The organism is Pseudomonas lundensis, assembly GCF_001042985.1.
Lineage (GTDB): Bacteria > Pseudomonadota > Gammaproteobacteria > Pseudomonadales > Pseudomonadaceae > Aquipseudomonas > Aquipseudomonas lundensis.
On the sequence record NZ_JYKY01000003.1, the window covers coordinates 209,188 to 235,699 of the forward strand.

The 26,512-nt window shown below is 60.4% G+C and carries 24 protein-coding genes; 15 read left to right on the top strand and 9 right to left on the bottom strand.

Annotated elements, in window-relative coordinates; genetic code table 11:
* Both TU74_RS04000 and TU74_RS04005 read right to left on the bottom strand, forming a co-directional pair.
* Positions 1–2,850 (bottom strand): class I adenylate cyclase, encoded by a 2,850-nt coding sequence (locus TU74_RS04000; protein WP_048375202.1) that lies wholly within the window; start codon positions 2,848–2,850, stop codon positions 1–3.
* A 185-nt stretch (positions 2,851–3,035) separates the two neighbouring features.
* Entirely contained in the window at positions 3,036–3,305 is a 270-nt protein-coding gene (locus TU74_RS04005; RefSeq protein WP_048375204.1) for a TIGR02647 family protein, read from the bottom strand.
* 384 nt (positions 3,306–3,689) lie between these two features.
* Here TU74_RS04005 and oscA point away from each other — a divergent pair, with 384 nt between their 5' ends.
* The 8 genes from oscA (at position 3,690) to TU74_RS04045 (ending at position 10,098) form a co-directional block, all read left to right on the top strand.
* Positions 3,690–3,872, top strand: coding sequence for a sulfur starvation response protein OscA (gene oscA / locus TU74_RS04010; protein ID WP_047278876.1), 183 nt, complete (start codon positions 3,690–3,692; stop codon positions 3,870–3,872).
* A gap of 68 nt (positions 3,873–3,940) precedes the next feature.
* Positions 3,941–4,951 (top strand): sulfate ABC transporter substrate-binding protein, encoded by a 1,011-nt coding sequence (locus TU74_RS04015; RefSeq protein ID WP_048375206.1) that lies wholly within the window; start codon positions 3,941–3,943, stop codon positions 4,949–4,951.
* Between the two features lie 91 nt (positions 4,952–5,042).
* On the top strand, positions 5,043–5,861 hold the full coding sequence (cysT, locus tag TU74_RS04020; protein ID WP_048375208.1) for a sulfate ABC transporter permease subunit CysT: 819 nt from the start codon (positions 5,043–5,045) through the stop codon (positions 5,859–5,861).
* 13 nt (positions 5,862–5,874) lie between these two features.
* A complete protein-coding gene (gene cysW, locus TU74_RS04025; RefSeq protein ID WP_047279603.1) occupies positions 5,875–6,747 on the top strand; it encodes a sulfate ABC transporter permease subunit CysW in 873 nt (290 codons plus the stop codon).
* Positions 6,748–6,750: 3 nt separating this feature from the next.
* Entirely contained in the window at positions 6,751–7,740 is a 990-nt protein-coding gene (locus tag TU74_RS04030) for a sulfate/molybdate ABC transporter ATP-binding protein (RefSeq protein ID WP_047278886.1), read from the top strand.
* A 198-nt stretch (positions 7,741–7,938) separates the two neighbouring features.
* The gene (locus tag TU74_RS04035; RefSeq protein WP_047296447.1) at positions 7,939–8,571 is read left to right on the top strand and encodes a CDP-alcohol phosphatidyltransferase family protein; all 633 of its coding nucleotides are present in this window, start codon (positions 7,939–7,941) and stop codon (positions 8,569–8,571) included.
* Positions 8,558–9,157 carry a lysophospholipid acyltransferase family protein gene (locus tag TU74_RS04040; protein WP_048375210.1) on the top strand — a complete coding sequence of 200 codons (600 nt, stop codon included), beginning with the start codon at positions 8,558–8,560 and terminating at the stop codon, positions 9,155–9,157. The genes TU74_RS04035 and TU74_RS04040 overlap by 14 nt, the downstream gene beginning before the upstream one ends.
* Positions 9,154–10,098, top strand: a complete 945-nt coding sequence (locus TU74_RS04045; protein ID WP_048375212.1) for a phosphatidate cytidylyltransferase — start codon at positions 9,154–9,156, stop codon at positions 10,096–10,098. Before TU74_RS04040 ends, TU74_RS04045 begins: the two co-directional genes overlap by 4 nt.
* Positions 10,099–10,146: 48 nt before the next feature.
* On the opposite strand, the gene TU74_RS04050 is transcribed toward TU74_RS04045, so the two are convergent.
* Both TU74_RS04050 and prlC read right to left on the bottom strand, forming a co-directional pair.
* Positions 10,147–10,425, bottom strand: a complete 279-nt coding sequence (locus tag TU74_RS04050; protein ID WP_047296443.1) for a YheV family putative zinc ribbon protein — start codon at positions 10,423–10,425, stop codon at positions 10,147–10,149.
* The gene (prlC, locus tag TU74_RS04055; RefSeq protein ID WP_047279685.1) at positions 10,422–12,473 is read right to left on the bottom strand and encodes an oligopeptidase A; all 2,052 of its coding nucleotides are present in this window, start codon (positions 12,471–12,473) and stop codon (positions 10,422–10,424) included. The genes TU74_RS04050 and prlC overlap by 4 nt, the downstream gene beginning before the upstream one ends.
* Positions 12,474–12,575: 102 nt before the next feature.
* Here prlC and TU74_RS04060 point away from each other — a divergent pair, with 102 nt between their 5' ends.
* Both TU74_RS04060 and TU74_RS04065 read left to right on the top strand, forming a co-directional pair.
* Complete coding sequence (locus tag TU74_RS04060) at positions 12,576–13,124, top strand: gamma carbonic anhydrase family protein (protein WP_048375213.1); 549 nt, start codon at positions 12,576–12,578, stop codon at positions 13,122–13,124.
* A 32-nt stretch (positions 13,125–13,156) separates the two neighbouring features.
* The gene (locus TU74_RS04065; RefSeq protein WP_048375215.1) at positions 13,157–13,801 is read left to right on the top strand and encodes an HAD family hydrolase; all 645 of its coding nucleotides are present in this window, start codon (positions 13,157–13,159) and stop codon (positions 13,799–13,801) included.
* Between the two features lie 45 nt (positions 13,802–13,846).
* Here TU74_RS04065 and TU74_RS04070 read toward each other — a convergent pair whose 3' ends face one another.
* The 3 genes from TU74_RS04070 to TU74_RS04080 are packed head-to-tail and all read right to left on the bottom strand — an operon-like array spanning position 13,847 to position 16,783.
* Positions 13,847–14,326, bottom strand: coding sequence for an Mpo1 family 2-hydroxy fatty acid dioxygenase (locus TU74_RS04070; RefSeq protein WP_048375217.1), 480 nt, complete (start codon positions 14,324–14,326; stop codon positions 13,847–13,849).
* Positions 14,327–14,372: 46 nt separating this feature from the next.
* Positions 14,373–15,188, bottom strand: a complete 816-nt coding sequence (locus TU74_RS04075) for an ABC transporter ATP-binding protein (RefSeq protein WP_048375218.1) — start codon at positions 15,186–15,188, stop codon at positions 14,373–14,375.
* Entirely contained in the window at positions 15,185–16,783 is a 1,599-nt protein-coding gene (locus TU74_RS04080) for an ABC transporter permease (protein ID WP_048375220.1), read from the bottom strand. The genes TU74_RS04075 and TU74_RS04080 overlap by 4 nt, the downstream gene beginning before the upstream one ends.
* 308 nt (positions 16,784–17,091) lie before the next feature.
* Here TU74_RS04080 and TU74_RS04085 point away from each other — a divergent pair, with 308 nt between their 5' ends.
* Both TU74_RS04085 and TU74_RS04090 read left to right on the top strand, forming a co-directional pair.
* Entirely contained in the window at positions 17,092–18,114 is a 1,023-nt protein-coding gene (locus TU74_RS04085) for an ABC transporter substrate-binding protein (protein ID WP_047296431.1), read from the top strand.
* Between the two features lie 42 nt (positions 18,115–18,156).
* Positions 18,157–19,062, top strand: coding sequence for a TauD/TfdA dioxygenase family protein (locus TU74_RS04090; RefSeq protein WP_047296429.1), 906 nt, complete (start codon positions 18,157–18,159; stop codon positions 19,060–19,062).
* 57 nt (positions 19,063–19,119) lie between these two features.
* On the opposite strand, the gene TU74_RS04095 is transcribed toward TU74_RS04090, so the two are convergent.
* Together TU74_RS04095 and TU74_RS04100 are read right to left on the bottom strand one after the other, a co-directional pair.
* On the bottom strand, positions 19,120–20,727 hold the full coding sequence (locus TU74_RS04095) for an alkaline phosphatase family protein (RefSeq protein ID WP_048375221.1): 1,608 nt from the start codon (positions 20,725–20,727) through the stop codon (positions 19,120–19,122).
* 110 nt (positions 20,728–20,837) lie between these two features.
* Positions 20,838–21,785, bottom strand: coding sequence for a LysR family transcriptional regulator (locus TU74_RS04100; protein WP_048375223.1), 948 nt, complete (start codon positions 21,783–21,785; stop codon positions 20,838–20,840).
* Positions 21,786–21,940: 155 nt separating this feature from the next.
* Here TU74_RS04100 and TU74_RS04105 point away from each other — a divergent pair, with 155 nt between their 5' ends.
* Genes TU74_RS04105 through TU74_RS04115 form a run of 3 tightly spaced genes read left to right on the top strand, consistent with a single transcriptional unit; the run spans position 21,941 to position 26,498 of the window.
* Positions 21,941–24,313, top strand: coding sequence for a TonB-dependent receptor (locus TU74_RS04105; RefSeq protein ID WP_047296424.1), 2,373 nt, complete (start codon positions 21,941–21,943; stop codon positions 24,311–24,313).
* 19 nt (positions 24,314–24,332) lie between these two features.
* Complete coding sequence (locus TU74_RS04110; RefSeq protein ID WP_048375225.1) at positions 24,333–25,676, top strand: aryl-sulfate sulfotransferase; 1,344 nt, start codon at positions 24,333–24,335, stop codon at positions 25,674–25,676.
* Between the two features lie 18 nt (positions 25,677–25,694).
* Complete coding sequence (locus TU74_RS04115; RefSeq protein WP_048375227.1) at positions 25,695–26,498, top strand: energy transducer TonB; 804 nt, start codon at positions 25,695–25,697, stop codon at positions 26,496–26,498.
* The last annotated feature ends 14 nt before the right edge of the window (positions 26,499–26,512 follow it).

Sequence of the window (26,512 nt, forward strand, 5' to 3'; positions counted from 1 at the left end):
TCAGACCTGCGCCAGCGCCTCGTTGAGCGCCTGCTCCAGATCCGCCTTGTAGCGCAGGCATAGATGGCTCGGGCTGTGGTTTTCGCCCAACAGCCCCGATAAATCCAGATCAGTGATGTAACAGCGGTAGCGCTCGGTTTCACGGCGCTGCCCGACAATTTCCCGCGCCACCGCTGCGTATAACTGATCGCCATAGTCCATCTGGCTGAATTCGCGCTGGTTGCAGAACAGCGTGACCCATTGGCCACCATGCGCGCCTTTACCGACCACCGCTTGCACCTCGTAGTAAGGCGTCAACGCCGCACTGGCCGGGATGCGCCGCGCTTCAACGCTGCGCGCCCGGCCCTTGCCCGACGGCAATAGCTGGTAATACAACAGGTCCAGTGGCGGGGCGGGGCTCTCGTCTTCCAACGGCTGGCACGCTTCCCGACGAAACAACGACGCCTGTAAAAAACGCTGCAAGGGCACCAACAGGCTCATCTCGTCATGGAACGAAACAGTCTGCTGCCACAGCACATTGCACTCGTCGAGCACGCTGAGGTCGGCCTCACCATCATTGAGTCGATAAAACACTTGAATGGCCCCCGGCTTGCCTTTGGGCAGGATCAGCCCCAGGTCATCCTCGCCTAAAGCCATCGGGTCCAGATGCACCGGCCGATACGTTGCCAGGCTCTGGCTCAGATAGCCGGCCAGTGCGCTGCGGTCCGCCAGGGCCACGTGGTGTACGTGCTCTTTGGTCAACTCCAGCACATGTAGACGCTGCTCGACTTGCACCACATACCGCAGCGCTTGCCCGCTGGCACGCAGCGCCTGTGCCGTATTGAAAATCCCTTCCACCCGATGCGCGATAAATTGCGCCCGGTTGTGGCACAAGCAGCGCACGCGCAACTGCGGGGCTTCACGCCCGGTCGGTTGCGCATTGAGGTAGTACGCCAGGCATTCAAACAGCGCATGTTCGCCATCGAAACGGCTGACGATGACCTCGTTCCAACTGTTGAGCGTGACTTGGTCCAGGGTCAGCACCAGGTTTTCGCGCACCCCGGCGTAACTCAGCGAATCCGTGCGTTCGGTGGTCATCAGGATATTCATTTCACGGTGATGCTTGAGCGGGTCAATTCCGACGTTGACCACAATCAGCACCTGCGCCGGCACACTGGGCCGCAACAACTGCGTTTCGTCCACCGCCCCCAGCGGCAACGGAATCAGTTGTTGCAAACACCCCAGCAGGTTGAACAGTTCGTACTCGCTGACATCCGTCGTGCCGGGGTTGAGGGCCAGACGGGTGCTGTTGTCGATGACCCCGTTGCGATGGCACCAGGCCAGCAACTCAAGCAGCGCAGGGCTGCGCTTGATGACCGGCGTGTGCTCCCACTCGTGCACCGCGAGGTTGCCGCGATAGACGCCCCAATGAAACTCGCCGGGTTCTTTCTTGTTTGGCGAGTGCACCAGTGTCAGCAGGTCTTGCGCCAGATTGGGCGCAATGCCGGGGTTGATGTGGTCGACCTTGCCGGCCTTGCGCTCAAACGCGGCGTACAACCGTCGCCCCAGCACATTCAAGTCACGTTTGTTGGTCAGCCCGGCGGCTTGCTCATCGCGGGCAAACTGGCTCAAAAAGCGGTAGCTGTAATTGAGTTCGTGCACCAGCGCCCGGCGTTCATGGATCGCCTGTTCGGCCTTCCATACCGGGCGGCTGTCGAGCCAGGCCAACTGTCGCTCATCCCAGCCCCACTCCCGCGCCAGACGCTCCAACAACTGGCGCTGCCATTGCGTGCCGCGTTGGGCGAGGTTGCCGGTCAGCTTGCGGTTAACTTTCAGATACAAACTGCGGCGCACCAGTTCCAGCCGCTCGACGTCGCCCCGCGCCTTGAGGTACTGCTCAATGCGCCGGTACACCACCACATACGGATCGAGTTCATCGAGGTCCAGCTGATGGGCATACACCGCCTGCTTGAAGCGCAGGCTCAGGCACTGCACCTTCGGGTGTTCACTGGCATACACCTCGATCAGCAGCAGTTTGAGCACCGACTTGTAGGGCGACTCAATCCCTTTGAACAACTGCCACAACCCGGCCCCCACGAATTCGCCGGGCGGGATGTGTGCCAGATGCCCCAGGTCGACGGTTTCGTCAGCCCGAATAAAACGCTTGGAGAGCAGGGTGTGGGTAAATTCGGCGTAGTTGGCCTCTTCATTGGCCGGCACCCACCACCACATCGGGGTACGCCCCGCGAGCCAAATGGCGGTGCGATAAAACTCATCCAGCAATAAATAATGCTGCGTCGTACCGCAATCGTCCGTGCTCAGGCGGGCATCGCGTTCGCCCAGGGCAAAGCGGGGCGCATCAATAAGGAAAAAATGCGCATCGGCCCCTAAACCGGCCGCCCAGGCTTCCAGCAACTGGCATTTCTTGCGCAACTCTTCGAGGGCCAGTTCACTCAGGTCCGGAGCATGGCAAATCCACACATCCATGTCGCTCTGATCAGTCTGGGCCAAGGTTCCCAGGCTGCCCATCAGGAACAGGCCGTGGATCGGCAACTGTGCAGTGGGCGTGCGCGCCTTGTAGGAAAACGAGCGGGTCAGGCGCTGGGCTTCGGTCAGGGCAGGGCCGTCAGGCTCATACCCGGCAACCCCGGCAGGCGTGCTGCCCGACACATAACCGGGCAACAGCGGGTGATTCACATGAAAAAACAACGGCAGCAGGCTCAGCACCGTTTGCTGACGCGGGGTCAGGCCCTCCGTTGCCCGCAGCAGGCGTGCGCGATTGACGTGAAGAAACCGATCACGCAAATGAGTGAGTGTCTGTCGGTCAATACCTTCATTCAGATCTATCTGAATTTCTTGGGTGCGCGTCATATCAAACTCAAACCGGCTCGCTAGGCGAGAAAGAGAAGGGAGGCAACGTAGGGGGGAGTCTACAGCGAGAGTATGAAAAGGCTTAGGACGAAAGCGCTTTTGACGTCAGATTTTTTGCGGGGAGGAGACGGTAAGCCTGCGGAATCCCTCATTCACCGAAGAGATTCCGAAGGCGATCAGTGGCGTCAGGCAAGTTCTGCCAACTTCACGGCCACCAGAGGCTTGGTGGTCAGAATCGACAGTATCGTTTGCACGTGCTCTACAGCATCACGGCCCAGGCTAGTGAGGTAGCCCCCGTCAGGTTGGGTGATGAGGTCTTTTTCATGGAGCCGCTTGGCGGCAGCGATCAGCTTTTTGTCAGCTTTTTGATGGACTTTAAGCCCTTCTTGAGTGCTGTTCAGATCGAACAGTGCAAGGATTTCCAGTTCGGCAACCAACTCAGGGGTAAACGACATAAGGACTCCAGACTATGCAGGAAAAGACGACAACGGCCCTAAGGTGAGCCTGATTAGCCTGACTGTCCAGTAACAGTTCTCGCCGGGCCCGAGCCATTTGCCGCACCTGCCCCGCGTGGTGCACGGGCGAGGCAGTTGGAGTGTAGACCGCGTATGACAATGTGCTGGCCGGTGTGGCCGGGCGGTCTGCCGCCCCCGTGAACGTCCACTTCAGGGCCCCGATCAGCCTGCATGGCCGGGCAGCGGAGACCGGGCAGGTCGTAAATCGTATTTCAGTTATATAAACATTCTTAAATAGTATTTTTAAGAATAATCGCGCCTCACTACTATTGCCCCCACGCCGACACGAACCCCTCGGCACCCCCTATTTTCAGGAGCAGCACCATGAGCGCATCTCTGCGTAGCGTTGACGGCCAGGACGAAGCCACCATTCTGCGGGAAATCCAGAGCGCGCTACGTGACCTGCGCTTCGGTGCCGTGGAAATCACTGTGCACAACGCGCAAGTGGTCCAGATCGAACGTAAAGAGAAGTTTCGTCTGCAGAATCCCGGCCAAAAAAATAGCTGAATACCGCAGGCGCCCTGTCTGGGGCGCTTATAAAAACTAAAAATACACGCTGCTCTGGAGCCTCACCTATGTCCCTACGCCGTTACGCTTTGGCCGCGCTGGCCAGTGCCATTTTTGCGGGTTCTGCCGTGGCCAAAGATTACGAGTTGTTGAACGTTTCCTACGATCCAACCCGTGAGCTGTATCAGGATTACAACGCTGAATTCACTCAGTTCTGGCAGCAAAGCCATCCCGGCGACACAGTCAAAATCCAGCAATCCCATGGGGGCTCGGGCAAACAGGCCCGTGGCGTGATCGATGGCCTGCGCGCTGACGTGGTGACCCTGGCGTTGGCAGGCGACATCGACGAAATCGCCAAGTTGGGTAAAACCCTGCCGGATAACTGGCAAACCCGCCTTCCGGACGCCAGCACCCCGTACACCTCGACCATCGTGTTCCTGGTGCGCAAGGGCAACCCTAAAGGCATCAAAGACTGGAACGACCTGACCAAAGACGGCGTGTCGGTGATTACACCGAACCCGAAAACCAGTGGCGGCGCACGCTGGAACTTCCTCGCGGCCTATGCCTACGGCCTCAAGGCCAATGGTGGCGACGAAACCAAAGCCAAGGCCTATGTAGAAAAACTGTTCCAGCATGTGCCTGTGCTGGACACCGGCGCGCGCGGCTCGACCATCACCTTCGTCAACAACGGTCAGGGTGACGTGCTGCTGGCGTGGGAAAACGAAGCCTTTTTGGCGCTCAAAGAAGATGGCGGGGCAGACAAGTTCGACATCGTCGTGCCTTCACTGTCGATTCTGGCCGAGCCTCCGGTCGCCATGGTCGACAAGAACGCGGACAAAAAAGGCAACGCCGAGATCGCAAAAGCCTACCTCGAACACCTGTACAGCCCGGCCGGTCAGGAAATTGCTGCAAAGAACTTCTACCGTCCGCGTGATGAGAAGGTCGCGGCCAAATACGCACAACAGTTTCCGAAGCTGGACCTTGTGACTATCGACAAAGACTTCGGTGGCTGGAAGACTGCCCAACCGAAATTCTTCAATGACGGTGGCGTGTTCGACCAGATCTATCAGGCGCAATAACCTGTGGGGCGGGCCTTTTAGGTATCGCTGAAAGCTAGAACATAAAGCCCGCAATCGGTTTGCGGGCTTCGTGCGTTAAACAAGGACTTTTATGTCGCGTCGTATCTCCCCCGTCATACCCGGCTTCGGGCTGACACTGGGCTACACCTTGGTGTATCTCAGCCTGATTGTGCTGATCCCCCTGGCCGCCATGTTCGTGCATGCCGCCCAGCTGACCTGGGACCAGTTTTGGGCCATCGTCACCGCCCCTCGCGTACTGGCCGCGCTCAAATTGAGCTTCGGTACTGCCTTTGTTGCAGCACTGATCAACGGCATCATCGGCACCGTGCTGGCCTGGGTGCTGGTGCGCTACACCTTCCCGGGGCGCAAGGTCATCGATGCCATGATCGACCTGCCTTTCGCGCTGCCGACCGCGGTCGCCGGTATCGCCCTGACCGCGCTTTACGCCCCCAACGGCTGGATTGGCCAGTTCGCCACCGACCTGGGTTTCAAAATCGCCTACACCCCGATGGGTATCACCCTGGCACTGACCTTCGTCACGCTGCCGTTCGTGGTGCGCACCGTCCAGCCGGTGCTGGCTGATATCCCGCGTGAGGTCGAAGAAGCTGCCGCGTGCCTGGGCGCCAAACCCTTGCAAGTGTTCCGCCACATTCTGGTGCCCGCGTTGTTGCCCGCCTGGCTCACTGGCTTCGCACTGGCCTTCGCCCGCGGCGTTGGCGAATACGGCTCCGTGATATTCATCGCCGGCAACATGCCGATGAAAACCGAGATCCTGCCGCTGCTGATCATGGTCAAGCTGGACCAATACGACTACACCGGTGCCACGGCCATTGGCGTGATGATGCTGGTGGTTTCCTTCATTTTGCTGCTGGTGATCAACCTGATTCAGCGCCGCATCGAAACCCTTTGAAGGAGGCGTCACCATGTCCAACTCCACTTTGAACGCAGCCTCCGTCGCCAACGCCGCCCGCCGTGGCAGCCCGCTGTCGCGTCGGGTACTGATTGCCTTTGGCTGGTTGTTCTTCGTCGTCTTCCTGCTGTTGCCTCTGCTGATCGTGGTCTCTCAGGGCCTGAAACTGGGCTTCGGCGCGTTCTTCGACGCCATCCTTGAGCCCGATGCCCTGTCGGCCCTGAAACTGACCGTGATCGCCGTCGCGATTTCGGTGCCGCTCAACGTGGTCTTCGGCGTCAGTGCGGCCTGGTGCGTGAGCAAATACAGCTTCCGCGGCAAAAGCATCCTCGTCACCCTGATCGACCTGCCGTTCTCGGTGTCGCCGGTGATCGCCGGTCTGGTCTACGTGCTGATGTTCGGTGCGCAGGGCTTCTTCGGTGAGTGGCTGCAAGACCATGACATCCAGATCGTGTTCGCACTACCAGGCATCGTGCTGGCGACCATTTTTGTCACCGTGCCCTTCGTGGCGCGCGAACTGATCCCGCTGATGCAGGAGCAGGGCACGCAAGAAGAAGAAGCCGCACGCCTGCTGGGCGCCAACGGCTGGCAGATGTTCTGGCACGTCACGGTGCCCAATATCAAATGGGGCCTGATCTACGGCGTGGTGCTGTGTACCGCGCGGGCGATGGGCGAATTCGGTGCAGTGTCGGTGGTGTCCGGGCACATTCGTGGGGTGACCAACACCCTGCCGCTGCACGTCGAGATTCTCTACAACGAATACAACCACGTTGCCGCCTTCGCCGTGGCCACCCTGTTGCTGATCCTGGCGCTCTTCATCCTGCTGCTCAAGCAGTGGAGCGAATCCCGTATTAACCGCCTGCGCGCCAGCGCCGCAGAGGAATAAAGCATGTCGATCGAAGTTCGTAACGTCAGCAAAAACTTCAACGCCTTCAAGGCGCTGGACCGCATCAATCTGGACATCCAGAGTGGCGAGCTGGTGGCTTTGCTGGGGCCGTCGGGCTGCGGCAAAACCACGTTGCTGCGCATCATTGCCGGCCTGGAAACCCCGGACGAAGGCAACATCGTGTTCCACGGCGAAGACGTCTCCGGCCATGACGTGCGTGATCGCAACGTCGGGTTTGTGTTCCAGCATTACGCGCTGTTCCGCCACATGACGGTGTTTGACAACGTCGCGTTCGGCCTGCGCATGAAGCCGAAAAAGGAACGCCCGAGCGAAAGCCGGATTGCCGAAAAAGTCCACGAACTGCTGAACATGGTGCAACTGGACTGGTTATCCGACCGTTACCCGGAGCAACTGTCAGGCGGCCAGCGTCAACGTATTGCCCTGGCCCGCGCCCTGGCGGTTGAGCCTAAAGTGCTGTTGCTCGACGAACCTTTCGGCGCCCTGGATGCCAAGGTGCGCAAAGAGCTGCGCCGCTGGTTGGCGCGCCTGCACGAAGACATCAACCTGACATCGGTGTTCGTCACCCACGACCAGGAAGAAGCGATGGAAGTCGCGGACCGCATCGTGGTCATGAACAAAGGCGTGATCGAGCAGATCGGCTCCCCGGGTGACGTCTATGAAAACCCGGCCAGCGACTTTGTCTACCACTTCCTGGGCGACTCCAACCGCCTGCACATCGGTGAAGACCAACACGTCCTGTTCCGTCCGCACGAAGTGTCGTTGTCACGCCATGAGATTGAAGAACACCACGCCGCCCAGGTACGCGACATCCGTCCGCTGGGCGCGACCACTCGCGTGACCTTGAAGGTTGAGGGGCAAAGCGAGTTGATCGAAGTAGAAGTGGTCAAAGACCATGACAGCCTGACCGATCTGACCCGTGGCGAGACGTTGTTCTTCAAACCGAAGGTGTGGCAGAAACACTCTAGCCTGTAACGTTCGCACGCCCCACCAAAGCCTGACGTCTCTCGACGCTCAGGCTTTTTTTAGGCGCTTGAACACTACTTCTGCACCTAAACCCCTACAAAACTATCGGCTACTTCTCTCGCAAGTTACCCATCGGCCCCGACATAGCTATCCGACTTTCGCACTTAAAGTCCGCCTCTTCTCTCACAGCAAGATGCAAGGATTCGCATGAAGGAAAACCGAAGGCCCATCAAGGCACGCGCCTCCAAATGGGCGACGGGCATCACAGATGCCTTGCTCAAAAGAAATATCTCTCCCAACCAGATTTCAATCGCCAGCGTGGTCTTTGCGTTAGCCGGTGCCAGCCTGTTGATCGTGGACAACGGGGTCATGGGGTCGATCGCGTGTGCGCTCTTTATTCAACTGCGCCTGCTGTGCAATCTGCTCGATGGCATGGTGGCGATAGAGGGTGGAAAACAATCCAGCCTCGGCAGTCTGTACAACGAATTTCCGGATCGCGTGGCCGACAGTGTGCTCATCGTCGGGCTTGGCTATGCCATCGGTTATTCAGACCTTGGATGGTTTGGCGCCCTGGCTGCAGCCCTGACCGCCTATGTCAGGGTTTTTGGCGGTTCGATTGGCCTCACTCAGTGCTTTAAAGGGCCCATGGCCAAACAGCACCGGATGGCACTGATGACGGGCGCCCTCTTATTCAATGCGATTGAAACGGCCGTTTATGGCACGCACCTCGCGCTAGTGGCCACCCTGTTCATCATCGTTATCGGCTCGCTTATCACCTGCGGCACACGAACGCTCGCTATCGTCAGACAGCTAAAGGAAAACGCCCATGTGGATCAGTAACGCTCTGATTTCAGTGCTTCGTGTCCTGATTGGTGTGAACGCCCGCTGGGAGAGCCCTCCCGACCTGACCCGCCAGCGCATCTATTTCGCCAACCACACCAGCCATATGGACACACTGGCCATCATTGCGGCCCTCCCGCAAGAGGCTCGCCGTAATGTGAAGCCGGTGGCCGCAGCCGACTATTGGGGCAAGAACGCATTTCTTTCGTACATTTCAAAAAAAGGGCTGAATGCCGTATTGATTGAGCGTAAGCCAGACGCCGGTAAACCCGCGCTGGAGCCCATATTCGACGTGCTGCACGCCGGGCACTCCATCATTTTCTTTCCGGAAGGAACGCGCTCCTGCCAAGCCCTGCCGGGCGATTTCAAATCGGGTCTGTTCCGGTTGAGCGAAACGTTCCCAGATGTCGACCTGGTGCCCGTTTATTTGGAAAACCTTCATCGCTCAATGCCTAAAGGCAAACATTTCCCCCTGCCCATTATCTGCACCATCAGGATCGGCAATCCGCTGCCCACCATCGCTGGCGAAGAGAAACAGCTATTCCTTGAGCGGGCGCGCGATGCCATCGTGAGGTTATCCAAATGACATTTGAAACCAAGTTTCTGTGGTTCTTTGCCGGGCTTGCCAGTCTGCTGGTCATCGCCTCGATCATCGGTCATGTACTGGCCAGGCGCGCGACCACCGAGCATGGCGTGGAAACGGTCGAAAACCTGAATCAGCGTGTGAATGCGTGGTGGGGGATGGTGATTGTTTTCTTTACCTCCTACCTGCTCGGCAGTCATGCAACCGTCATTCTTTTCGGTTTCATTTCTCTGTTAGCGCTCCGAGAGTTCATCACGTTGGCCCCCACCAAAAGAGGCGACCATAACGCGCTGTTTGTCGCCTTTTTCATCCTTATACCGCTGCAATATGTGCTGATCGCTACCCATTGGTATTCGATGTTTACGCTATTGATCCCGGTGTATGCCTTTCTACTGCTACCCGCGATTGCGGTACTGAGTCAGGACACCGACGGGTTTTTGGAGCGCACGGCAAAAATCCAGTGGGGGGTGATGATCTGCATTTTCTGCATTAGCCACGCACCCGCGCTGTTAATGCTGGATCTGGAGGGGTTTGAGGGGCAAAACGCGTTGCTGTTGTTCTATATGGTGTTTGTGGTGCAGATGAGTGATGTCCTGCAGTACGTGTTTGGCAAGCTCTTTGGCAAACACAAAGTCGCGCCACAGGTCAGTCCTTCAAAAACCGTTGAGGGTCTGGTGGGCGGCGGTCTGGCGGCGACCCTGATTGGCGGGGGCATGTTTTGGCTGACCCCCTTCAATTTTTGGCAATCACTGTTGATGGCCTTTGTGATCGTGGTGATGGGGTTTGTCGGCGGGCTGGTCATGTCGGCCATCAAGCGAAGCCTGAGCGCCAAAGATTGGGGCACATTGATCAAAGGCCACGGCGGGATGCTCGACAGAATGGACTCGATTTGCTTTGCGGCGCCGATCTTCTTTCACCTGACACGCTACTTCTTCTCGGCCTGAAAGCCGCCCGGTGGTCGCACCGCAATAGCGACCACAGGGCGTTTGGCGTTAAGGCTTTTTCAACTTCGGATTGGGAAAGAATTGCACCGCCTGAACCTTGGGATCAGGCGTTTTATTCAAGGCCGAGGTATTGACCCGCGTCCCCAATTCCTTGGGTATCGACAGGCCTTGCTCATTCAAGGTGTCCGAATAACCGCATGCCACACATTCGCGGTGTGGCACGTCGTTTTCATTCCACATCATCAATTTGTCAGGCTCGCTGCACGCCGGGCAAACTGCCCCGGCGATAAAGCGTTTTTTGGTTTTGATCACGGGTGCATCGCTCATGCTGCCGAACCCTCGGTCAGGCCGCTGTGACGCAACAGCGCGTCAATCGATGGCTCACGGCCACGGAAATCCTTGAACAGCTCCATCGGCGCTTTGGAGCCCCCGCGGGCCAGAATCGCCTGACGGAATGCCTTGCCGGTGTGCGGGTTGAACACGCCTTCTTCTTCAAAGCGCGAGAACGCGTCCGCCGACAGCACTTCGGCCCACTTGTAGCTGTAATAGCCCGCCGCGTAACCGCCCGCGAAGATGTGCGCAAAACTGTTCGGGAAGCGGTTATACGCCGGTGGGCGCATGACCGAAACCTCATCGCGGATGCCGTCGAGCACTTGAGCCACGCTGCGGCCGTCACCGTGGGTAGCGTGCAGTTCGAAGTCGAACAGCGAGAATTCCAGCTGGCGAACCATCATCAGGCCGGACTGGAAATTCTTGGCCGCGAGCATTTTTTGCAGCAAGTCTTGCGGCAAAGCTTCGCCGGTTTCGTAGTGACCGGAAATCAGCGCCAGGCCTTCAGGCTCCCAGCACCAGTTTTCCATGAACTGACTCGGCAGCTCGACCGCATCCCACGCCACGCCATTGATGCCGGACACGCCCGAGTGTTCGATCTCGGTCAGCATGTGGTGCAAGCCGTGACCGAACTCGTGGAACAGGGTGGTCACTTCGTCGTGTGTCAGCAAAGCAGGCTTGCCCGCCACTGCCGGGGTGAAGTTGCACACCAGGTTCGCCACCGGGCTTTGCAACACGCCAGCCGCCGTGCGGCGACGATCGCGGGCGCCGTCCATCCACGCACCGCCGCGCTTGTTGGCGCGGGCGTACAGGTCAAAGAAGAAACGCCCGATGTGCTGGCCGTTTTCCTTGATTTCAAACAGGCGAACGTCCGGGTGCCAGGTGTCGAAACCTTTGAGTTCAACGATGTCGATGCCGTACAGGGTATGCACGATGTCGAACAGGCCCTTGAGCACTTTGTCGATCGGGAAGTAAGCGCGCAGGGTTTCCTGAGACACGCTGTAGCGCTGCTCGCGCAGCTTCTCGCCGAAGAATCCGGTGTCCCAGCTTTTGAGTTCCGGGCAGCCCTGTTCGGCGGCATAGGCTTGCAGCTGCTCCAGGTCACGCGCGGCAAACGGCTTGCTGCGCTTGGCCAGATCACGCAGGAAGGTCAGCACCTGGTCCGGGGTCTCGGCCATTTTGGTGGCCAGGCTCAGCTCGGCAAAACTGCCGAAGCCCAGCAATTGCGCCAACTCCTGGCGCAGGTCGAGGATTTCTTCCATCACCGGGCCGTTATCGAACGTACCGGCATTCGGGCCTTGATCCGATGCGCGGGTGCAGTACGCCGCGTAGACTTCTTCGCGCAGCGCGCGGTCTTCGGCGTAGGTCATGACTGGGTAGTAGCTCGGGAATTCGAGGGTAATCAGCCAGCCGTCCAGCCCTTTGGCTTGAGCCGCTGCCGCCATTTGCGCCTTGGCCGACTCGGTCAGGCCCGCCAGGGCCGCTTCGTCAGTGATGTGCTTGGTCCAGGCTTGCGTGGCATCCAGCAGTTGGTTGGAAAACTTGCTGCCCAGCTCGGACAGCTTGCTCTGCACCTCGGCGTAGCGCTTTTGCTTGTCGTGCGGCAGGTCGATACCCGACAGACGGAAATCGCGCAGCGAGTGCTCCAGAATGGTCAGTTGCGCCTGATCGAAGTCAGCGACGTGCGGGCTGTGCGCGAGGGCTTCGAACGCTTGGAACAGCTCGCGGTTCTGGCCCATCTCGGTCGAATAGGCACTCAAGGCAGGCAAACATGCCTCGTAGGCAGCCCGCAGTTCGGCGCTGTTACACACGGCATTGAGGTGGCTGACCGGGCTCCAGGCAGCGCCCAGCCGGTCGTTCAGCTCATCCATGGCCAGCACCAGACCTTCCCATGTCGGGTTTTGGCCTTGGTCTTGAAGAATTTTTTCGATGCCGGCGCGGTTGTCAGCGAGGATCTGCTCGATGGCCGGCTGCACGTGCTCAGGACGGATCGCCGAGAACGGCGGCAGGTCGTAGGGCTGCAATAGAGGGTTGTTCTCGCTCACGTTAAGCACCTTGGCTGGAAGAAACATTGGGCCATCTTAATTACAATCGCCGCAGTCCGCAGCCCTGTGACGCCCTATTACTGCTAAAGAAGGAAGCTATTTGTGTCCATCCGTCCGTTCCAGCAGCACACCCCCGCATTGGGCGAACGCGCCTTCGTTGACCGTTCGGCCGTGGTGATCGGCGATGTCGAGATCGGCGCCGACAGCTCCGTCTGGCCACTGACCGTAATTCGCGGCGACATGCACCGCATCCGTATCGGCGCGCGCACCAGCGTGCAAGACGGCTGCGTGCTGCACATCACCCACGCCGGGCCGTTCAACCCCGACGGGTTCCCGCTGCTGATCGGGGACGACGTGACCATCGCGCACAAAGTCATGCTGCATGGCTGTACCGTGGGCAACCGCGTGCTGATCGGCATGGGCAGCATCGTGATGGACGGCGCCGTCATTGAGGACGATGTCATCGTGGGCGCAGGCAGCCTGGTGCCACCCGGCAAGCGTCTGGACAGCGGTTTTCTGTACGTTGGCAGCCCGGTCAGGCCAGTGCGTGCGCTGACCGACAAGGAAAAGGCCTTCTTCACCTACAGCGCTGGCAACTACGTCAAACTCAAGGACCAACACTTGGCCGAAGGCTACCACCAGCCGGTTTGAGCCTCTTCAAGATCACGGCTTAGGAGCCTTGCATGCATTACCAAAACGTATTGTTCGACCTTGATGGCACGTTGACTGACCCGCGAGAAGGCATTACCCGTTCAATTCAGTACGGCCTGAGCAAAATGGGCATCGACGAACCTGACCTGAGCAAACTGGAACACTTCATTGGCCCGCCTTTGCTGCAAGCGTTCATGGCCACCTATGGCTTTGACGAGGCCCGTGCCTGGGAAGCCATGGGCTTTTACCGCGAGCGGTTTGCCGTGACCGGGCTGTATGAAAACCACGTGTTTGACGGTGTGACGCCGTTGCTGGAAGAGCTGGTCGACCAAGGTCGACAGCTGTTTATCGCCACCTCCAAGCCGCAAGTGTATGCCCGCGAAATCGCGCGTCACTTTGACTTCGCCCGCCACTTCAAAGTGATTTACGGCAGCGAGCTGGACGGCACGCGCACCCATAAAGTCGAGCTGATCCGCCACTTGCTGACCGAGCAAGGCCTCGACCCGGCCCAGACCTTGATGATCGGCGACCGCAAGCACGACCTGATCGGCGCCCGGGAAAATGGCCTGGATGCCGCCGCCGTTGGGTATGGCTTTGGCAGTTTTGAAGAGCTGAGCGCGTTCGCGCCCACGTACCACTTCCAGACCCTGGCGCAACTGCATCAGGCGTTCAGGTAAAGGCGCTGCCGAGGTTGGGCGGGGGGGCAGGCCCCGCTCAACGCATCAGCGGCTGCGTTGCTCGATCGCCTGCTGCAAATCCTTGCGCCAGCCCAGCAAAAAGCCCAATTCAACCACGACAAACAAAGGGCCGACGATCAACCCGGTCACGTCATCGATGAACGCCGGTTTGCGGCCTTCGTAGTAATGCCCCACGAACTGAATCACCCACCCCAGCACAAACAAGCCGACGCCCCAGCCCAGCCACAGCCCCGTGCTCAGGGCGGCGAGCCGATAACCGAGCCACACCGCCACCCCCATCAATACCGTCATCAGCAACCCGAGCCGTCGCTCAAGTCGCAGATAAAACACCGCGCAGGCCACCATCAGCACCAACGCTGGCGAGATGGCGGCCCACTGCGGGCGTGACAGCAGCGTCGCCACCGCAATCACGATCAGCGGAATGCCGACAAAGTGGCTCAGGATATTGCGCGTATCGCGGTGATACGCGGCGTACTGGCTCAAATGCTCGACGAGGGTTTTCATGGCGCCGCCTTTGGGATGAACGATCAACCCAGTGTAGGCGCTTGCCTCACACCGCGATAAAGGCCAAGCGCACATCACGCACCTGAATGGGCGCAACCGGCGTGTAGTGATCCGCGTGGGTCAGCTCATGCAGCAGCTCTTCGCGCAGTTGATGAAACGCAAAGCTGGCGCGTTGACGCGGGTGCGGCAGGTCAACGTTGACCACCTGTTTGATCCGGCCCGGACGCGGCTCAAGCACCACCACGCGGTCAGCCAAAAATATCGCTTCTTCCACGTCGTGGGTCACCAGCACCGTGGTGATTTTCGCCCGTGCCCGAATTGCCAGCAGCTCATCCTGCATGTGCTGACGGGTCAGGGCATCCAGCGCGCCGAACGGCTCGTCCAGCAGCAGAATCCGTGGGCTGGCCACCAACCCGCGAGCAATCGCCACACGTTGCGCCATGCCGCCCGACAACTGATGCGGAAGGGCGCGGGCGAAATCCGTCAAACCCACCAATTCGATGAACGCCGCCACCCGCTGACGGCGCTCCACGGGGCTGAGCGCTTCGTTGACCAGCCCCAGGCCGATGTTGTCCTCCACGCTGAGCCACGGGAACAACCGGTGCTCCTGAAACACAATCCCGCGTTCACTGCCCACGCCCGTGACCGGCTTGCCATCGACTTCAATCGTGCCGTGAAAGTCGGTGTCCAGCCCCACCAGCAGGCGCAGCAAAGTCGACTTGCCGCAGCCACTGGACCCGACGATGGCGACAAACTCACCTTCAGCGATCTGCACGTTGAAATCACGGATGGCTTCCAGTGCCGCGCCATCCACTTCGAAGGTTTTGCCCACGTGGTTAAAACTGACAATCGGTGCGTTCATGCGTGTCTCCAGCGCGTTGCGCGACGTTCCAGGCCTTGGCCAATCAGGTTCAAAGCGGCGCCGGTCAGGCCGACCAGCAGCATGCCGCTGAAGATCGTGTCCATGCGCAGCAGTTGTTGCGCACCGATCATCAGGCTGCCGATGCCGCCGTTGGACGGCATGAAATATTCCGCGCCGATGGTGCCGAGCCACGCATAGATCAGGCTCAGGCGCAGTCCGGCGAAGATCCCCGGCGCGGCCCCCGGCAAGACCAACACGCGCACGCGCTGCCACAGGCTCAGGCGCATCACCTGCGCGGCCTCTCGCAGCAGGGGCGAAAGCGTCGCCACGCTGCGCTGGGTGGCAATAAACAGCGGAAAAAAAGCAGCCAGAGCAACGAACGCCCACTTCGACAACTCGCCCAGGCCAAACCATGCCGTGAGCAGCGGCACCCACGCGAAAATCGCAATTTGGCGCAAGGCCGACAAGCTCGGCCCGAGCAACCGCTCACTGACACGCGACATCCCCAGCAGCACGCCCAGGCCAAACCCCAAACCGCCCCCCATCACCAGGCCACCCAGCGTGCGTTTCAGGCTCAAGGCCAGCGCCGTGGGCAAACTGCCGTCAACCAGCCCGGTCCAGGTGCTCTGCAACACCGCCAGCGGGCTGAGCAAAATCTGCGGGTCGACCCACTGCAACGCCACTGCCAGTTGCCACACCCCGAACAACCCCAGCGGCAACCACCAGGACTCCAGGCGCTGCCAGCCTTGAGCACGGGGACCACGCGCCAATTGGGCGGTGGCCGCATGGGGCCAGTGCACCCATTTTTTATCCAGCCAGCCGATACCGCGGTCCATCACCACGCCCATCACCCCGATCACCGCGATGCACACAAACACGATGTCGAGCATAAACAGCTGCCGCGCATACACCATCAGGTAGCCGATGCCTTCGCTGGACGCCAGCAACTCCACCGCCAGTAACGACGTCCAGCCCGTGGCCAGCGCCAGCCGTAACCCGGACATGAAGCCGGGCAGGGCCGCCGGGATAATCAGGCGCCGCAACCGTACCGTCAGCGGCAAGCGCAACACCTGCGCGGCCTCGCGCAACGTGGGCTGGGCATCGCGCACGCCGATCAACGTGTGCAGGGTGACGAGCACCACGATGGCCTTGATCAGCACCACCAGTTTGAGCACTTCACCGATGCCGAAAAACACCATGAACAGGGGAATCCACGCCAACGTCGGGATTTGCGCCAGTGCGCTGAAGGTCGGCAGCACCACGCGCTCGGCGCGGCGGCTCAATCCCATCACCGCCCCCAGCACGGCACCGATGCTCACCCCTGCCAACCACCCCACCAGCAGGCGCTGCAAGCTGATGGCCAAATGTGCCCACAGCTCGCCGGAACCCAGTTCCAGCGCGCTTTGCCACACCAGCGAAGGCGGCGGCAGGATTTGCTCGCTCATCCATTGATTGCGGCTCGCCAGCCACCACAACGCCAGCAAGCTGAACGGCACAATCCAGGGCAATACCCGTTGATTGAAAGGGGGTGACCACACCTTGAACCCCAGCGGCGGGGCGGTCATCGGTGAATTGAGCAGCGAAGCCTTAGTCATCGCAGACCTCCGTTGTCGGCTGTGTGGGCGTTATCAAACCGGTTGTAGATATTTCCGTCTGATCTATAAAACGCTCAAAAGCTGCCTATCGGTGATAAGCACTGCTCTTTATGGCCTGTCTTTGCGCAGGCTTCCAATGCAATGCATGAATATTTTCAGTGCGATTCATGCATACCGGGCCAGCACCCGCAGGCTGCAACGCTTATTCCTTTTGGTTACTAAGTTGTGAACTCTTAGTATTTATTGTCCTGAAAATCTTCTGCCTACTTTTTGCTCCTCAAAGCCCGCCGCCTTCAGGAGCTGCAACCATGCCCATCCCGTTCAAACGCACTTTGCGCCGCCTCGCCGCCCCCACACTCATTGGCGTGCTGGGCTACTTGCCCTGGCTGGCGCAGGCTGAGGACCTGAAACACATCCGCATCGCCGTGCCCGACCTGAGCGCTGGCGCGCAACACAGTGGTGGCGGTATCAGCGACGTCCTGCGCAGCCAGCAACTGCTGGAAAAAGCCTTTGCCGAAGACGGCGTCACCATCGACTGGAAATACTTCAAAGGCGCAGGGCCGGTGATCAACGAAGCGTTCGCCAATGGCCAGGTCGACTTCGCTTACCTGGGCGATCTGGCGGCCATCATCGGCAAAGCCAATGGTCTGGACACCCGCCTGTTGAGCGCGGCGGCACGGGGCAACAAGCAATACCTGGCCGTGGTGCCAGGCTCGGGGATCAAAACCCTGCACGACCTCAAGGGCAAACGTGTCGGCCTGTTCCGAGGCACCGCGACCCAACTGTCGTTCGACGCCGCGTTGGCCAGCGTGGGCCTGAGCGAGAAGGACCTGAAAGTCATCAACCTGGACTTCAACGCCGCCGTGGCAGCCCTGGCCGCCCAACAGATCGATGCCTCGTGGGGCGGCTCCAACCTCAGCTCGCTGCAGGCCAAAGGCCTGGCCGAGATCCCGTTGACCACCAAAGATTTAAACAACGCAGGCAGCGTCCAAAGCGTACTGGTAGGCGCGGGCGCGTTTGTCGATGCGCACCCGCAAGCCGTGGCCAAACTGCTCAAAACCCAAGAGCAAGCGGTGCAATGGCTGACCAACGACGCCAACAAACCGGCCTACATCCAACTGGTTTCGGGACTGGCCAGCTACCCGCCGCAGATCCTTGAGCAAGACCTCAAGGACCAAACCTTCAGCGAGGTTTTCCCGTCGCAACTGGACCCGGTATTCCTGGCCACCCTGCAAGACTCAATCACCCTGGCCGCTCAACAGCGGCTGATCCGCAAAGCGTTTCACGTCAGCGACTGGGTTGCCCCGCCGCTGGCCGCCGCCACCCGCTAATCCCTTCGCCCCACCACCGTCAAACACGATGAGGTTCTTACGATGAGCACTGCCGCATTAGCTGTGAAAACTGACGTACACGCCTTGGACATCCATCCGGTCGCGGGGCGCATCGGCGCTGAAATCCGCGGGATAAAACTGTCCGGCGACCTCGACCCGGCCACCGTGGACGCCATTCAACAGGCGCTGCTGACCCACAAAGTGATTTTTTTTCGCAACCAGACCCACCTCGACGATCAACGTCAGGAAGCTTTCGCCCACCTGTTGGGTGAACCCATTGCCCACCCCACCGTGCCGGTGCGTGACGGCACCCAATACCTGATGGAACTGGATGGCGCTCAAGGTCAACGTGCCAACTCCTGGCACACCGACGTCACCTTCGTGGATGCCTACCCAAAAGCCTCGGTGCTGCGCTCGGTGCTGGCCCCGGCGTCGGGAGGCGACACCGTGTGGGCCAACACCGCCACGGCTTACGCCAAGCTGCCCGCAGACCTGCAAGAACTGGCTGACAAACTCTGGGCGGTTCACAGCAACGAATACGACTACGCCAGCGCCAAACCCGATGTCTCGGCAGAAAAGCTCGAACGTTATCGCAAGGTCTTTACCTCGACCGTGTATGAAACCGAACACCCCGTGGTGCGCGTTCACCCGGTGAGCGGTGAGAAAAGTCTGGTGCTGGGGCATTTCGTGAAACGTATCAAAGGGTATTCACAGGCCGACTCGGCGCACCTGTTCAACCTGCTGCAAAGCCACGTGACCCGTCTGGAAAACACCGTGCGCTGGCGCTGGAACACCGGCGACGTGGCCATCTGGGACAACCGCTCGACGCAGCACTACGCCATTGACGACTACGGCACTCAAGAGCGCATCGTGCGCCGCGTGACCCTGCGAGGGGATGTGCCGGTGAGCGTACAAGGGCACCGCAGCCAGACCACTAAAGGCGCCTGACCCGTTGCCATTCTTCCAACCCTCTCCCGATGGGAGAGGGTTTTTGTTTGCCCGGCGTTACCACACGCCGATCTGCACCACCTTCTGCGCCTGAGGTTCGCCATACCGAAAGCTCTCAGCGCGACGGTCCACTTCCTGATGGCTGATGGTGGTCCTGCGCTTGAGCCCGCGCAGCCAGTCGAACAAATACCCCGCATGCTGTTCACGCACCGCCGCATACGCCGGGTCAGCCCCCAGGTCGTTCAGCTCCTGCGGGTCGTTTTCCAGGTCAAACAACTGCGCTCGAAAGCCGTCATACGCCAAATACTTCCAGCGTTCGCTGCGCACCATGGTCATGCGGCAACGATCGATCGGCTGACCCAGCCGTTCGCGGGCCGGTGCCTGAAACGCGTAGTCATATTCGCTGATCGCATAGTCGCGCCATACGGGGTTCTGGCCGTGCAACAACGGAATCAACGAACGCCCCTCCAGACGATGCTCCGCTCCAGTCACCCCCAGCGCCTGCAAAAAGGTCGGCAACGCGTCGATGGTTTCAGCAAGTCGCGCGTCCACCGTGCCCCGCGTGACATCTGCGGCGGCCCGAGGGTCGCGCACAATCAACGGCACACCCACCGCGGGCTCCAGCAAAAACTCCTTTTCGCCTAACAAGTGATCACCCAAAAAGTCGCCGTGGTCACTGGTGAACACAATCAGCGTGTCGTCCCAGCGGCCCGTGCTGTGCAGCAGGTCGAACAGGCGTCCCAGTTGATCGTCGACCTGTTTGATCAGGCCCATGTAGGTCGGAATCACGTTCAGGCGCACGTCCTCGCGGGAGAAATTCAGGCTTTCCTCGTGCTGTCGAAACGCCGTGTAGACCGGGTGATCGCTGGGCGTTTGAGCACGGATCGGCGCCAGCACCTGCGCAGCGCCATACAGCGCGTGATAAGGCGCCGGAGCGATGTAGGGCCAGTGCGGTTTGATGTAGGACAAATGCAGGCACCACGGCTGCTCACCTTGCTCCTGAATGAAGTCGATGGCGCGGTCTGTGGTGAAGACGGTTTCGGAATGTTGCTCCAGCACACGGGCCGGCAGGTGGGCGTTGCGCATTTTCCAGCCGCTCAGGATCTCGCCCGTGGGCCCGGCCCCGGCATTGGCCCAGTCATGCCACGGGTTTGCACCGTCGTAACCCAGGTCGCGCAGGTAATGGGTGTACGGCGCCGCGTCACGCTTGTCATCGAACAGGGGGCTATCAGGGTAAATCCCGTCATGGCGCGCGTAGGCTTCAAAGCCCACCTCATTAAAGGCTTCTGCCTGCTGGCTGTCAGGGTCGATAGCCAGCCGCTGTAAGGCATCGACATTGGCCGTGGCGTGGGTTTTACCCACAAGAGCAGTGCGAATGCCGTGCGGACGCAGGTAATCCCCCAGCGTCAGTTCTTCCAGAGGTAATGGCACAGCGTTCCACGCCACTTGGTGGCTGCTGACGTAGCGCCCGGTGTAGGCCGACATGCGCGACGGCCCGCAGATCGTACCCTGGGTGTAGGCACGGCTGAAACGAACGCCCGCCGCGGCCAGCCGGTCGATGTTGGGCGTGTGCAAGTGCGGGTGGCCGTAGCACGACAAATAATCGCGACGCAGTTGGTCGCACATGATGTAGAGCACGTTTTTGACAGGTTGCAGCTGTGGCATGGGGGTTCACCTTTTGACAGATCAGGTGACCGATTTCGCGCGAGCACGGCGCCAGCGACAAGCGCATTTGGTGAATGGCATTGATGCACGGCGCGCATGCCCCGGCGGGCTCAGATGGCGAAATTCTCCAAGCCGCACACATCATGGTCGTCGCTGTCATCCAGCGCCTTGATCTGTTCGATCATGGCCTGGGCCAGTGGCGACAGGCGCACCGATGCACGACTGACGATACCGTAGCGGGTGTAAAGCGCGTCCTGATCGTCTGTCAGCTCATCGACGGCGATACGCACCAGATCGCCTTTGGCGTACAAAAAAACATCGCTGTACGCACCGCAAATACCGATGGCGTCGCTGCTCAGCACCACGCTCATCAGGCTGAACGGGCTTTCGCATTCCACATTCGGTGCGTAGTCGAGACGGCCACTGAGTTGCACCAGCACTTTGCGCAGGTTTGGCGGGCGGATGGTGACCGCCAGTGGATAACTCAACAGCTCGGCGGCACTGACGCTGTGGCGCCCAGCCAACGGGTGCCCCGCCCGGCAGCAGAAATGCCAGCGGCGCGGCCGTAAGCGCTGAGTGATGTAAGCCGGATCGGCCTCGAAATTGCGCGTATCTGCGACGAAAAACTCAAACTCTTCATCCTGCAAACGCTTGCTCAGGCGTTGCCAGTCGTCGACCTGAAAATGCACCCGCGCCTTGGGATAACGCCCGATGAAGCGTCCGATGGCGCGCGGTACCAGGCCAGACGCAGGCGCCGGGCCGCAGCCGAAATGCAGCTCACCCGCCTCCAGCCCATTGAACTGATTGATCTCATTGGCCATTTGCCGGGCGCCGCTGACCAGTCTGCGGGCGTGCTCCAGCAACACCTGACCCTGTTTGGTGGGCGCCAGGTCTTTACGCCCGCGATCCACCAGCGGGCAACCAACGCTGTGTTCCAGCGCCTGAATGCTCCGGCTGAACGCCGATTGCGACAGGTTTACCGCCTGCGCACCCGCAACAAAACTGCGCTGCTCAGCGAGGGCAATGAAGTGACGAAGTTGGCGCAGGTCGATATGCATTTTTCACATCAAAAATACCCGGGAAATGCATTGGCTATGCATTAGGTCGGTTCCTTATAAAGGCAATCTCTTATGCAGTAAATATCTGTCAAAACATAAACAAATAACTTTTAGGAATATGCAGTTGTGTGTATTTCGCCCCACAGGAGCCGTCCATGCGCCCATCCCCACTCGCCCTGCCGTTACCTTCGAGGCCTTTCAAGCGCTTGCCGCTGGCGTTGTTCATGGCGGGCTGTGCCAGCGGCTCGATGACCTGGGCGGCGGATGAAACCCCTGCGCCAGACGCCTCCCCTGCGATCAAGGCAAGCCCTGCCCACGCCGATGGCAGCCAGTTGCAAACGGTGACGGTCACGGCGCGGCGCCGCGAGGAAAGCGCGCAAAACGTGCCCACGCCGATGAGTGTGATCAGCGGCCAGACCCTGGAGGCGCAGCGCATCTACCGCATTCAGGATTTGCAGCAACTGGTGCCCAGCGTGAACGTGGCCTACATGCACGCCCGCCAGTCCAGCGTGTCGATCCGCGGCCTGGGCAACAACCCGGCCAGCGATGGCCTGGAGGGCAGCGTCGGTTTGTACATCGACAACGTCTACCTCGGGCGTCCCGGCATGGCCGTGTTCGACCTGATGGACATTGAACAACTGGATGTCCTGCGCGGCCCGCAAGGCACGCTGTTCGGCAAGAACACCACCGCCGGGGTCATCAACATCAGCACCCGCGCACCGAGCTTCACCCCGGAACGCAGCATCGAAACGTCGGTAGGAGAGCAGGGTTACTTTCAGACCAAGGGCACGATTTCCGGGCCGCTGACCGATGAGCTGGCCGGGCGCTTTTCGGCGTACCGCACCCGCAGTGACGGCGACATCAAAAACGAATTCGACGGCAACAAGCTCAACGGCGGCTCCCGTGAGGGCTTTCGCGGGCAACTGCTCTACAAACCGAACGAACATTTCAACCTGCGCTGGATCGGTGATTACAACGAAGAAGACTCCAGCGCCGGTACCCGTACGCTGTTCAGCACCGGGCCGACCATCAATGGGGTGAACCCCTACTCAGCGCGGGCCGCCGCCGTGGGCGCGACACTGGTCAACGGTTCACACCGCAAGGTCAACCTCGACAGCCAACAAGCCGTGACCGTGTTTCAGGGCGGCACCTCGCTGGAAGCCAACTGGACGCTGCCCAACGACTTCACCCTGACGTCGGTCAGCGCTTACCGCTGGTGGGATTTCACCCCCCGCAACGATGACGGCCTCGATGTGCCGGTGGCCTACAACGCTGGCGTTTCGGTGAAGGACAAGCAGTGGTCGCAGGAATTTCGCCTCGCGTCGCCGACCGGCGGCTTCTTCGATTACGTGGTCGGCGCGTACTACTTCGGCTCTGATCTGGATAACAAATCCTTCAGCTACTACGGGCCCAAGGCGGACATCTGGAACGGTACGCCGACGGGCGCGCTGGCCAATGTCTCGACCCTGGGCAAAGGCCATATCGACACCAACAGCTTTGCGCTGTTTGCCCAAGGCACCTGGCATTTGACCCCCAAGCTGGATTTCACCGCCGGGCTGCGCGGTACCTATGAGGAGAAAAGCGCTTCGGTGGAACGCAACGCGCCAGTGGGCGGGGTCGCCGTGACCGGGGCCGCTGCCACGGCCCGCCGGGCGAGGGTCGGCGCTTACGACTCCGGGGGCTTGAACCAGTACAGCACCAGCCCGTCAGGCTTGCTCAACCTCAGTTATCACTTCAACGACAACCTGCTGGGTTACGCGACCCTGAGCCACGGCGAGAAATCCGGCGGGGTCAACCTGACCGTGGGTTCGGCGCCCACGGCCGGGGCCGATTCGCTGTTGATCGGCGCCGAACGCGCCAACAATGCCGAGCTGGGTCTCAAGAGCACGCTGTGGGACCGCCGCCTGCAACTCAACGCCAACCTGTTCTGGACGCAGGTCAACGGCTACCAGACCACGGCCTATGACGACGCCACGCGGGCGCAATACCTGACCAACGCCGGGTCGGTGCGCTCACGCGGGGTCGAGTTCGAAAGCACCTTGATCCCTGTGCGCGGGCTGACATTGAACGTCAACGGTTCTTACAACGACGTGCGCTACCTCTCGTACAAGGACGCCCCGTGCCCGCCAGAAGTGAGCTTGCGTCCGGGGGCGCCTGCGTCCTGCGACCTGAGCGGGCATCAGGTGGTCGGCGCGTCGAAATGGATCGGCAACGTGAACGGCGAATACAAGTGGAACCTCAACGACGGACTCGAAGAGTACGTCACCGCCAGCTATGCCTATCGCTCCAAAGCCGTGGGTACCGTTGAAGACTCGGCCTACGCACAAATCCCGGGCTATGCCGTCGTCAACTTATCCACAGGCCTGCGGGGCGATTTCCACCAAGGGCAGTGGGACGTTTCGCTGTGGCTGAAAAACGCCTTCGACAAAACCTATTACACCACCCTGTGGAGCGCGGGCAACGGCGGCTATGAAGGCCTGCTGGGCTCGCCGCGCACCTTGGGCGTCACCGGCCGTTACGACTTCTAACTGACTCAGGACATTCATGATGAAAACCCTCTCTTCTGTGGTGTCGTTGTTAATTGCCGGCAGCTTGCTCAGTGCTGTCGCGCACGCCGCGCCCAGCGTGTACCCCACCGGCGTAACCCGTTATGACCCGGCCAAAGCCTACAACCAGTACGTCATTTTCAGCGGTGCCGATAAGCAAACGCACCTGATCGACATGAACGGCAACGCCGTGAAAACGTGGCCACACGCGGGCTTTCCCTCTGCGATCATCGACCCGACATTGGTGGGCGGCGAGCGCGGCCATGTGTTGTTGCAACTCAGCGACAAGGCCCCCGGCGCGCTGGGCTCGGCTGGCAACGGGCTGGGCAACCGCAGCGTGGGCGAGCTGGACTGGCACGGCAACGTGATCTGGCAGTGGGGCGATAAGGCCCCCGGTGGCGCGGCGCAGCAGCATCACGATCAACGGCGCTTGAGCAACGGCAACACGTTGGTGCTGGCAAACAAGGTGCATGCGGTGGCCGGGTTCAAGGTGCCACAGGTGATTGACGACGCGATCTATGAAGTCAGCCCCGACGGGGAAGTGACCTGGCAATGGCTGGCGTCCGAGCATTTGAATGAGTTTGGCTTCACCCCCGAACAGTTAAAACTGGTGTACGCCACGCCCAACCCAGACTACCTGCACATCAATAACCTGAGTGTCGTTGGCCCCAACAAGTGGTTCGACGCCGGCGACAAGCGCTTCGCGCCCGATAACCTGCTGATCGACTCACGCAACGCCAACTTCATCGCCATCCTCGATAAATCCAGCGGCAAGGTGGTGTGGAGCCTCGGCCCGAACCTGCCTGCCATCAACCCCAAAACCAGTCAGGCACTGCCTCGCCCGGTGGACCAGTTCGTCGGCCAGCATGACGCGCACCTCATCCCGGCCGGGCTGCCCGGCGCGGGCAATGTGCTGGTGTTCGATAACCAGGGATCGGCGGGTTACCCGTCTGCCACGCTGGGCCTTATCAGCGGTTCGCGGGTGCTGGAAATCGATCCTCAAACCCGAGAAATCGTCTGGCAATACACCGCGGCCGATTCCACACAGCCGGGCTGGGCGTTTTACAGCTCGTTCATCAGCAGCGCGCGTCGCTTGCCCAACGGCAATACGTTGATTGATGAGGGCATGAACGGGCGGTTCTTTCAGGTCACGCGCCACGGGGACATCGTTTGGGAGTACGTGAGCCCTTACCTGGGCAAGGCACCGGGCAGCGAAGCGATCAGTAACTGGGTGTACCGCGCCTTGCCGGTGAATTACGACTGGGTGCCACAAGGCACGCCGCGCGAGCAGACCGCCGTGCTTGCGCCCTCGGCCGTGCTGCAACCGACCAACGCCAGTCGCTAAGCGCGCAGGAGTCAGACCATGGGCAATCTCCAGACCGCCGAACAGACGTGGCCAACGGTGCCCGGCGCCGAGCTGCTGAACCTGGGTCGGGCGTACCGGCGGCCGTTGGGCCAGTTGCGTTTGCAGCGTGCGCCCACGGCAGTGCTGCGCCGTCGAGAAGCATGGGCCCTGGCGGTGGTGGCGCTGTTGCTGCACGGCGGGGTGCTGCTGTGGGTCAGCCTGAACCCCGCGCCTGCGCTGCCGATTGTGCCGCCCGAGGTGCCGCCGATGACGATTGAGTTTTCCCGACCGGCGCCACCGGTGGTACAGCCAGCACCGCCCGAGCCCGCGCCCGCGACACCGGTGGTTGAACCGCCGCCGGTGGAAGACGCACTGGCGAGCAAACCGCCACCGCCCAAACCGCTGCCAACCCCTCAGCCCAAACTCAAACTCAAACCCAAACCGGTGGCCAAACCCGTTGTTGCGCCTGCAACGCCCGCGCCGCAAACACCACAGCCTGTCGCGCCGCCATCACCGCCCGCTCCCCCGGCGCCTGCACCGGTCACGCCGGCCTCGGCCAACGCCGGGTATTTGAAAAACCCGGCGCCCGAGTACCCCTCGCTGGCGTTGCGCCGTGGCTGGGAAGGCACAGTGTTGCTACGGGTTCAGGTGTTGGCCAGCGGAAAACCGGGCGAGATTCAGGTTCAGAAAAGCAGCGGGCGCCAACAGCTCGATGACGCTGCGCTGAACGCCGTTAAACGCTGGAGCTTTGTCCCGGCCAAGCAGGGCGATGTCGCTCAGGTTGGCTGGGTCAGCGTGCCGATTGATTTCAAGATTCATTGATTGCCTGTCCCCCT

Coding starts and splice junctions, on each gene's coding strand:
- TU74_RS04085 (WP_047296431.1), top strand. CDS start 17,092: ATGCCCATCCCGTTCAAACGCACTTTGCGCCGCCTCGCCGCCCCCACA.
- TU74_RS04070 (WP_048375217.1), bottom strand. CDS start 14,326: ATGAAAACCCTCGTCGAGCATTTGAGCCAGTACGCCGCGTATCACCGC.
- TU74_RS04110 (WP_048375225.1), top strand. CDS start 24,333: ATGAAAACCCTCTCTTCTGTGGTGTCGTTGTTAATTGCCGGCAGCTTG.
- TU74_RS04005 (WP_048375204.1), bottom strand. CDS start 3,305: ATGTCGTTTACCCCTGAGTTGGTTGCCGAACTGGAAATCCTTGCACTG.
- TU74_RS04000 (WP_048375202.1), bottom strand. CDS start 2,850: ATGACGCGCACCCAAGAAATTCAGATAGATCTGAATGAAGGTATTGAC.
- TU74_RS04075 (WP_048375218.1), bottom strand. CDS start 15,188: ATGAACGCACCGATTGTCAGTTTTAACCACGTGGGCAAAACCTTCGAA.
- TU74_RS04080 (WP_048375220.1), bottom strand. CDS start 16,783: ATGACTAAGGCTTCGCTGCTCAATTCACCGATGACCGCCCCGCCGCTG.
- oscA (WP_047278876.1), top strand. CDS start 3,690: ATGAGCGCATCTCTGCGTAGCGTTGACGGCCAGGACGAAGCCACCATT.
- TU74_RS04040 (WP_048375210.1), top strand. CDS start 8,558: ATGTGGATCAGTAACGCTCTGATTTCAGTGCTTCGTGTCCTGATTGGT.
- TU74_RS04115 (WP_048375227.1), top strand. CDS start 25,695: ATGGGCAATCTCCAGACCGCCGAACAGACGTGGCCAACGGTGCCCGGC.
- TU74_RS04090 (WP_047296429.1), top strand. CDS start 18,157: ATGAGCACTGCCGCATTAGCTGTGAAAACTGACGTACACGCCTTGGAC.
- TU74_RS04065 (WP_048375215.1), top strand. CDS start 13,157: ATGCATTACCAAAACGTATTGTTCGACCTTGATGGCACGTTGACTGAC.
- TU74_RS04095 (WP_048375221.1), bottom strand. CDS start 20,727: ATGCCACAGCTGCAACCTGTCAAAAACGTGCTCTACATCATGTGCGAC.
- TU74_RS04100 (WP_048375223.1), bottom strand. CDS start 21,785: ATGCATATCGACCTGCGCCAACTTCGTCACTTCATTGCCCTCGCTGAG.
- TU74_RS04105 (WP_047296424.1), top strand. CDS start 21,941: ATGCGCCCATCCCCACTCGCCCTGCCGTTACCTTCGAGGCCTTTCAAG.
- TU74_RS04030 (WP_047278886.1), top strand. CDS start 6,751: ATGTCGATCGAAGTTCGTAACGTCAGCAAAAACTTCAACGCCTTCAAG.
- TU74_RS04035 (WP_047296447.1), top strand. CDS start 7,939: ATGAAGGAAAACCGAAGGCCCATCAAGGCACGCGCCTCCAAATGGGCG.
- cysW (WP_047279603.1), top strand. CDS start 5,875: ATGTCCAACTCCACTTTGAACGCAGCCTCCGTCGCCAACGCCGCCCGC.
- cysT (WP_048375208.1), top strand. CDS start 5,043: ATGTCGCGTCGTATCTCCCCCGTCATACCCGGCTTCGGGCTGACACTG.
- TU74_RS04045 (WP_048375212.1), top strand. CDS start 9,154: ATGACATTTGAAACCAAGTTTCTGTGGTTCTTTGCCGGGCTTGCCAGT.
- TU74_RS04015 (WP_048375206.1), top strand. CDS start 3,941: ATGTCCCTACGCCGTTACGCTTTGGCCGCGCTGGCCAGTGCCATTTTT.
- TU74_RS04050 (WP_047296443.1), bottom strand. CDS start 10,425: ATGAGCGATGCACCCGTGATCAAAACCAAAAAACGCTTTATCGCCGGG.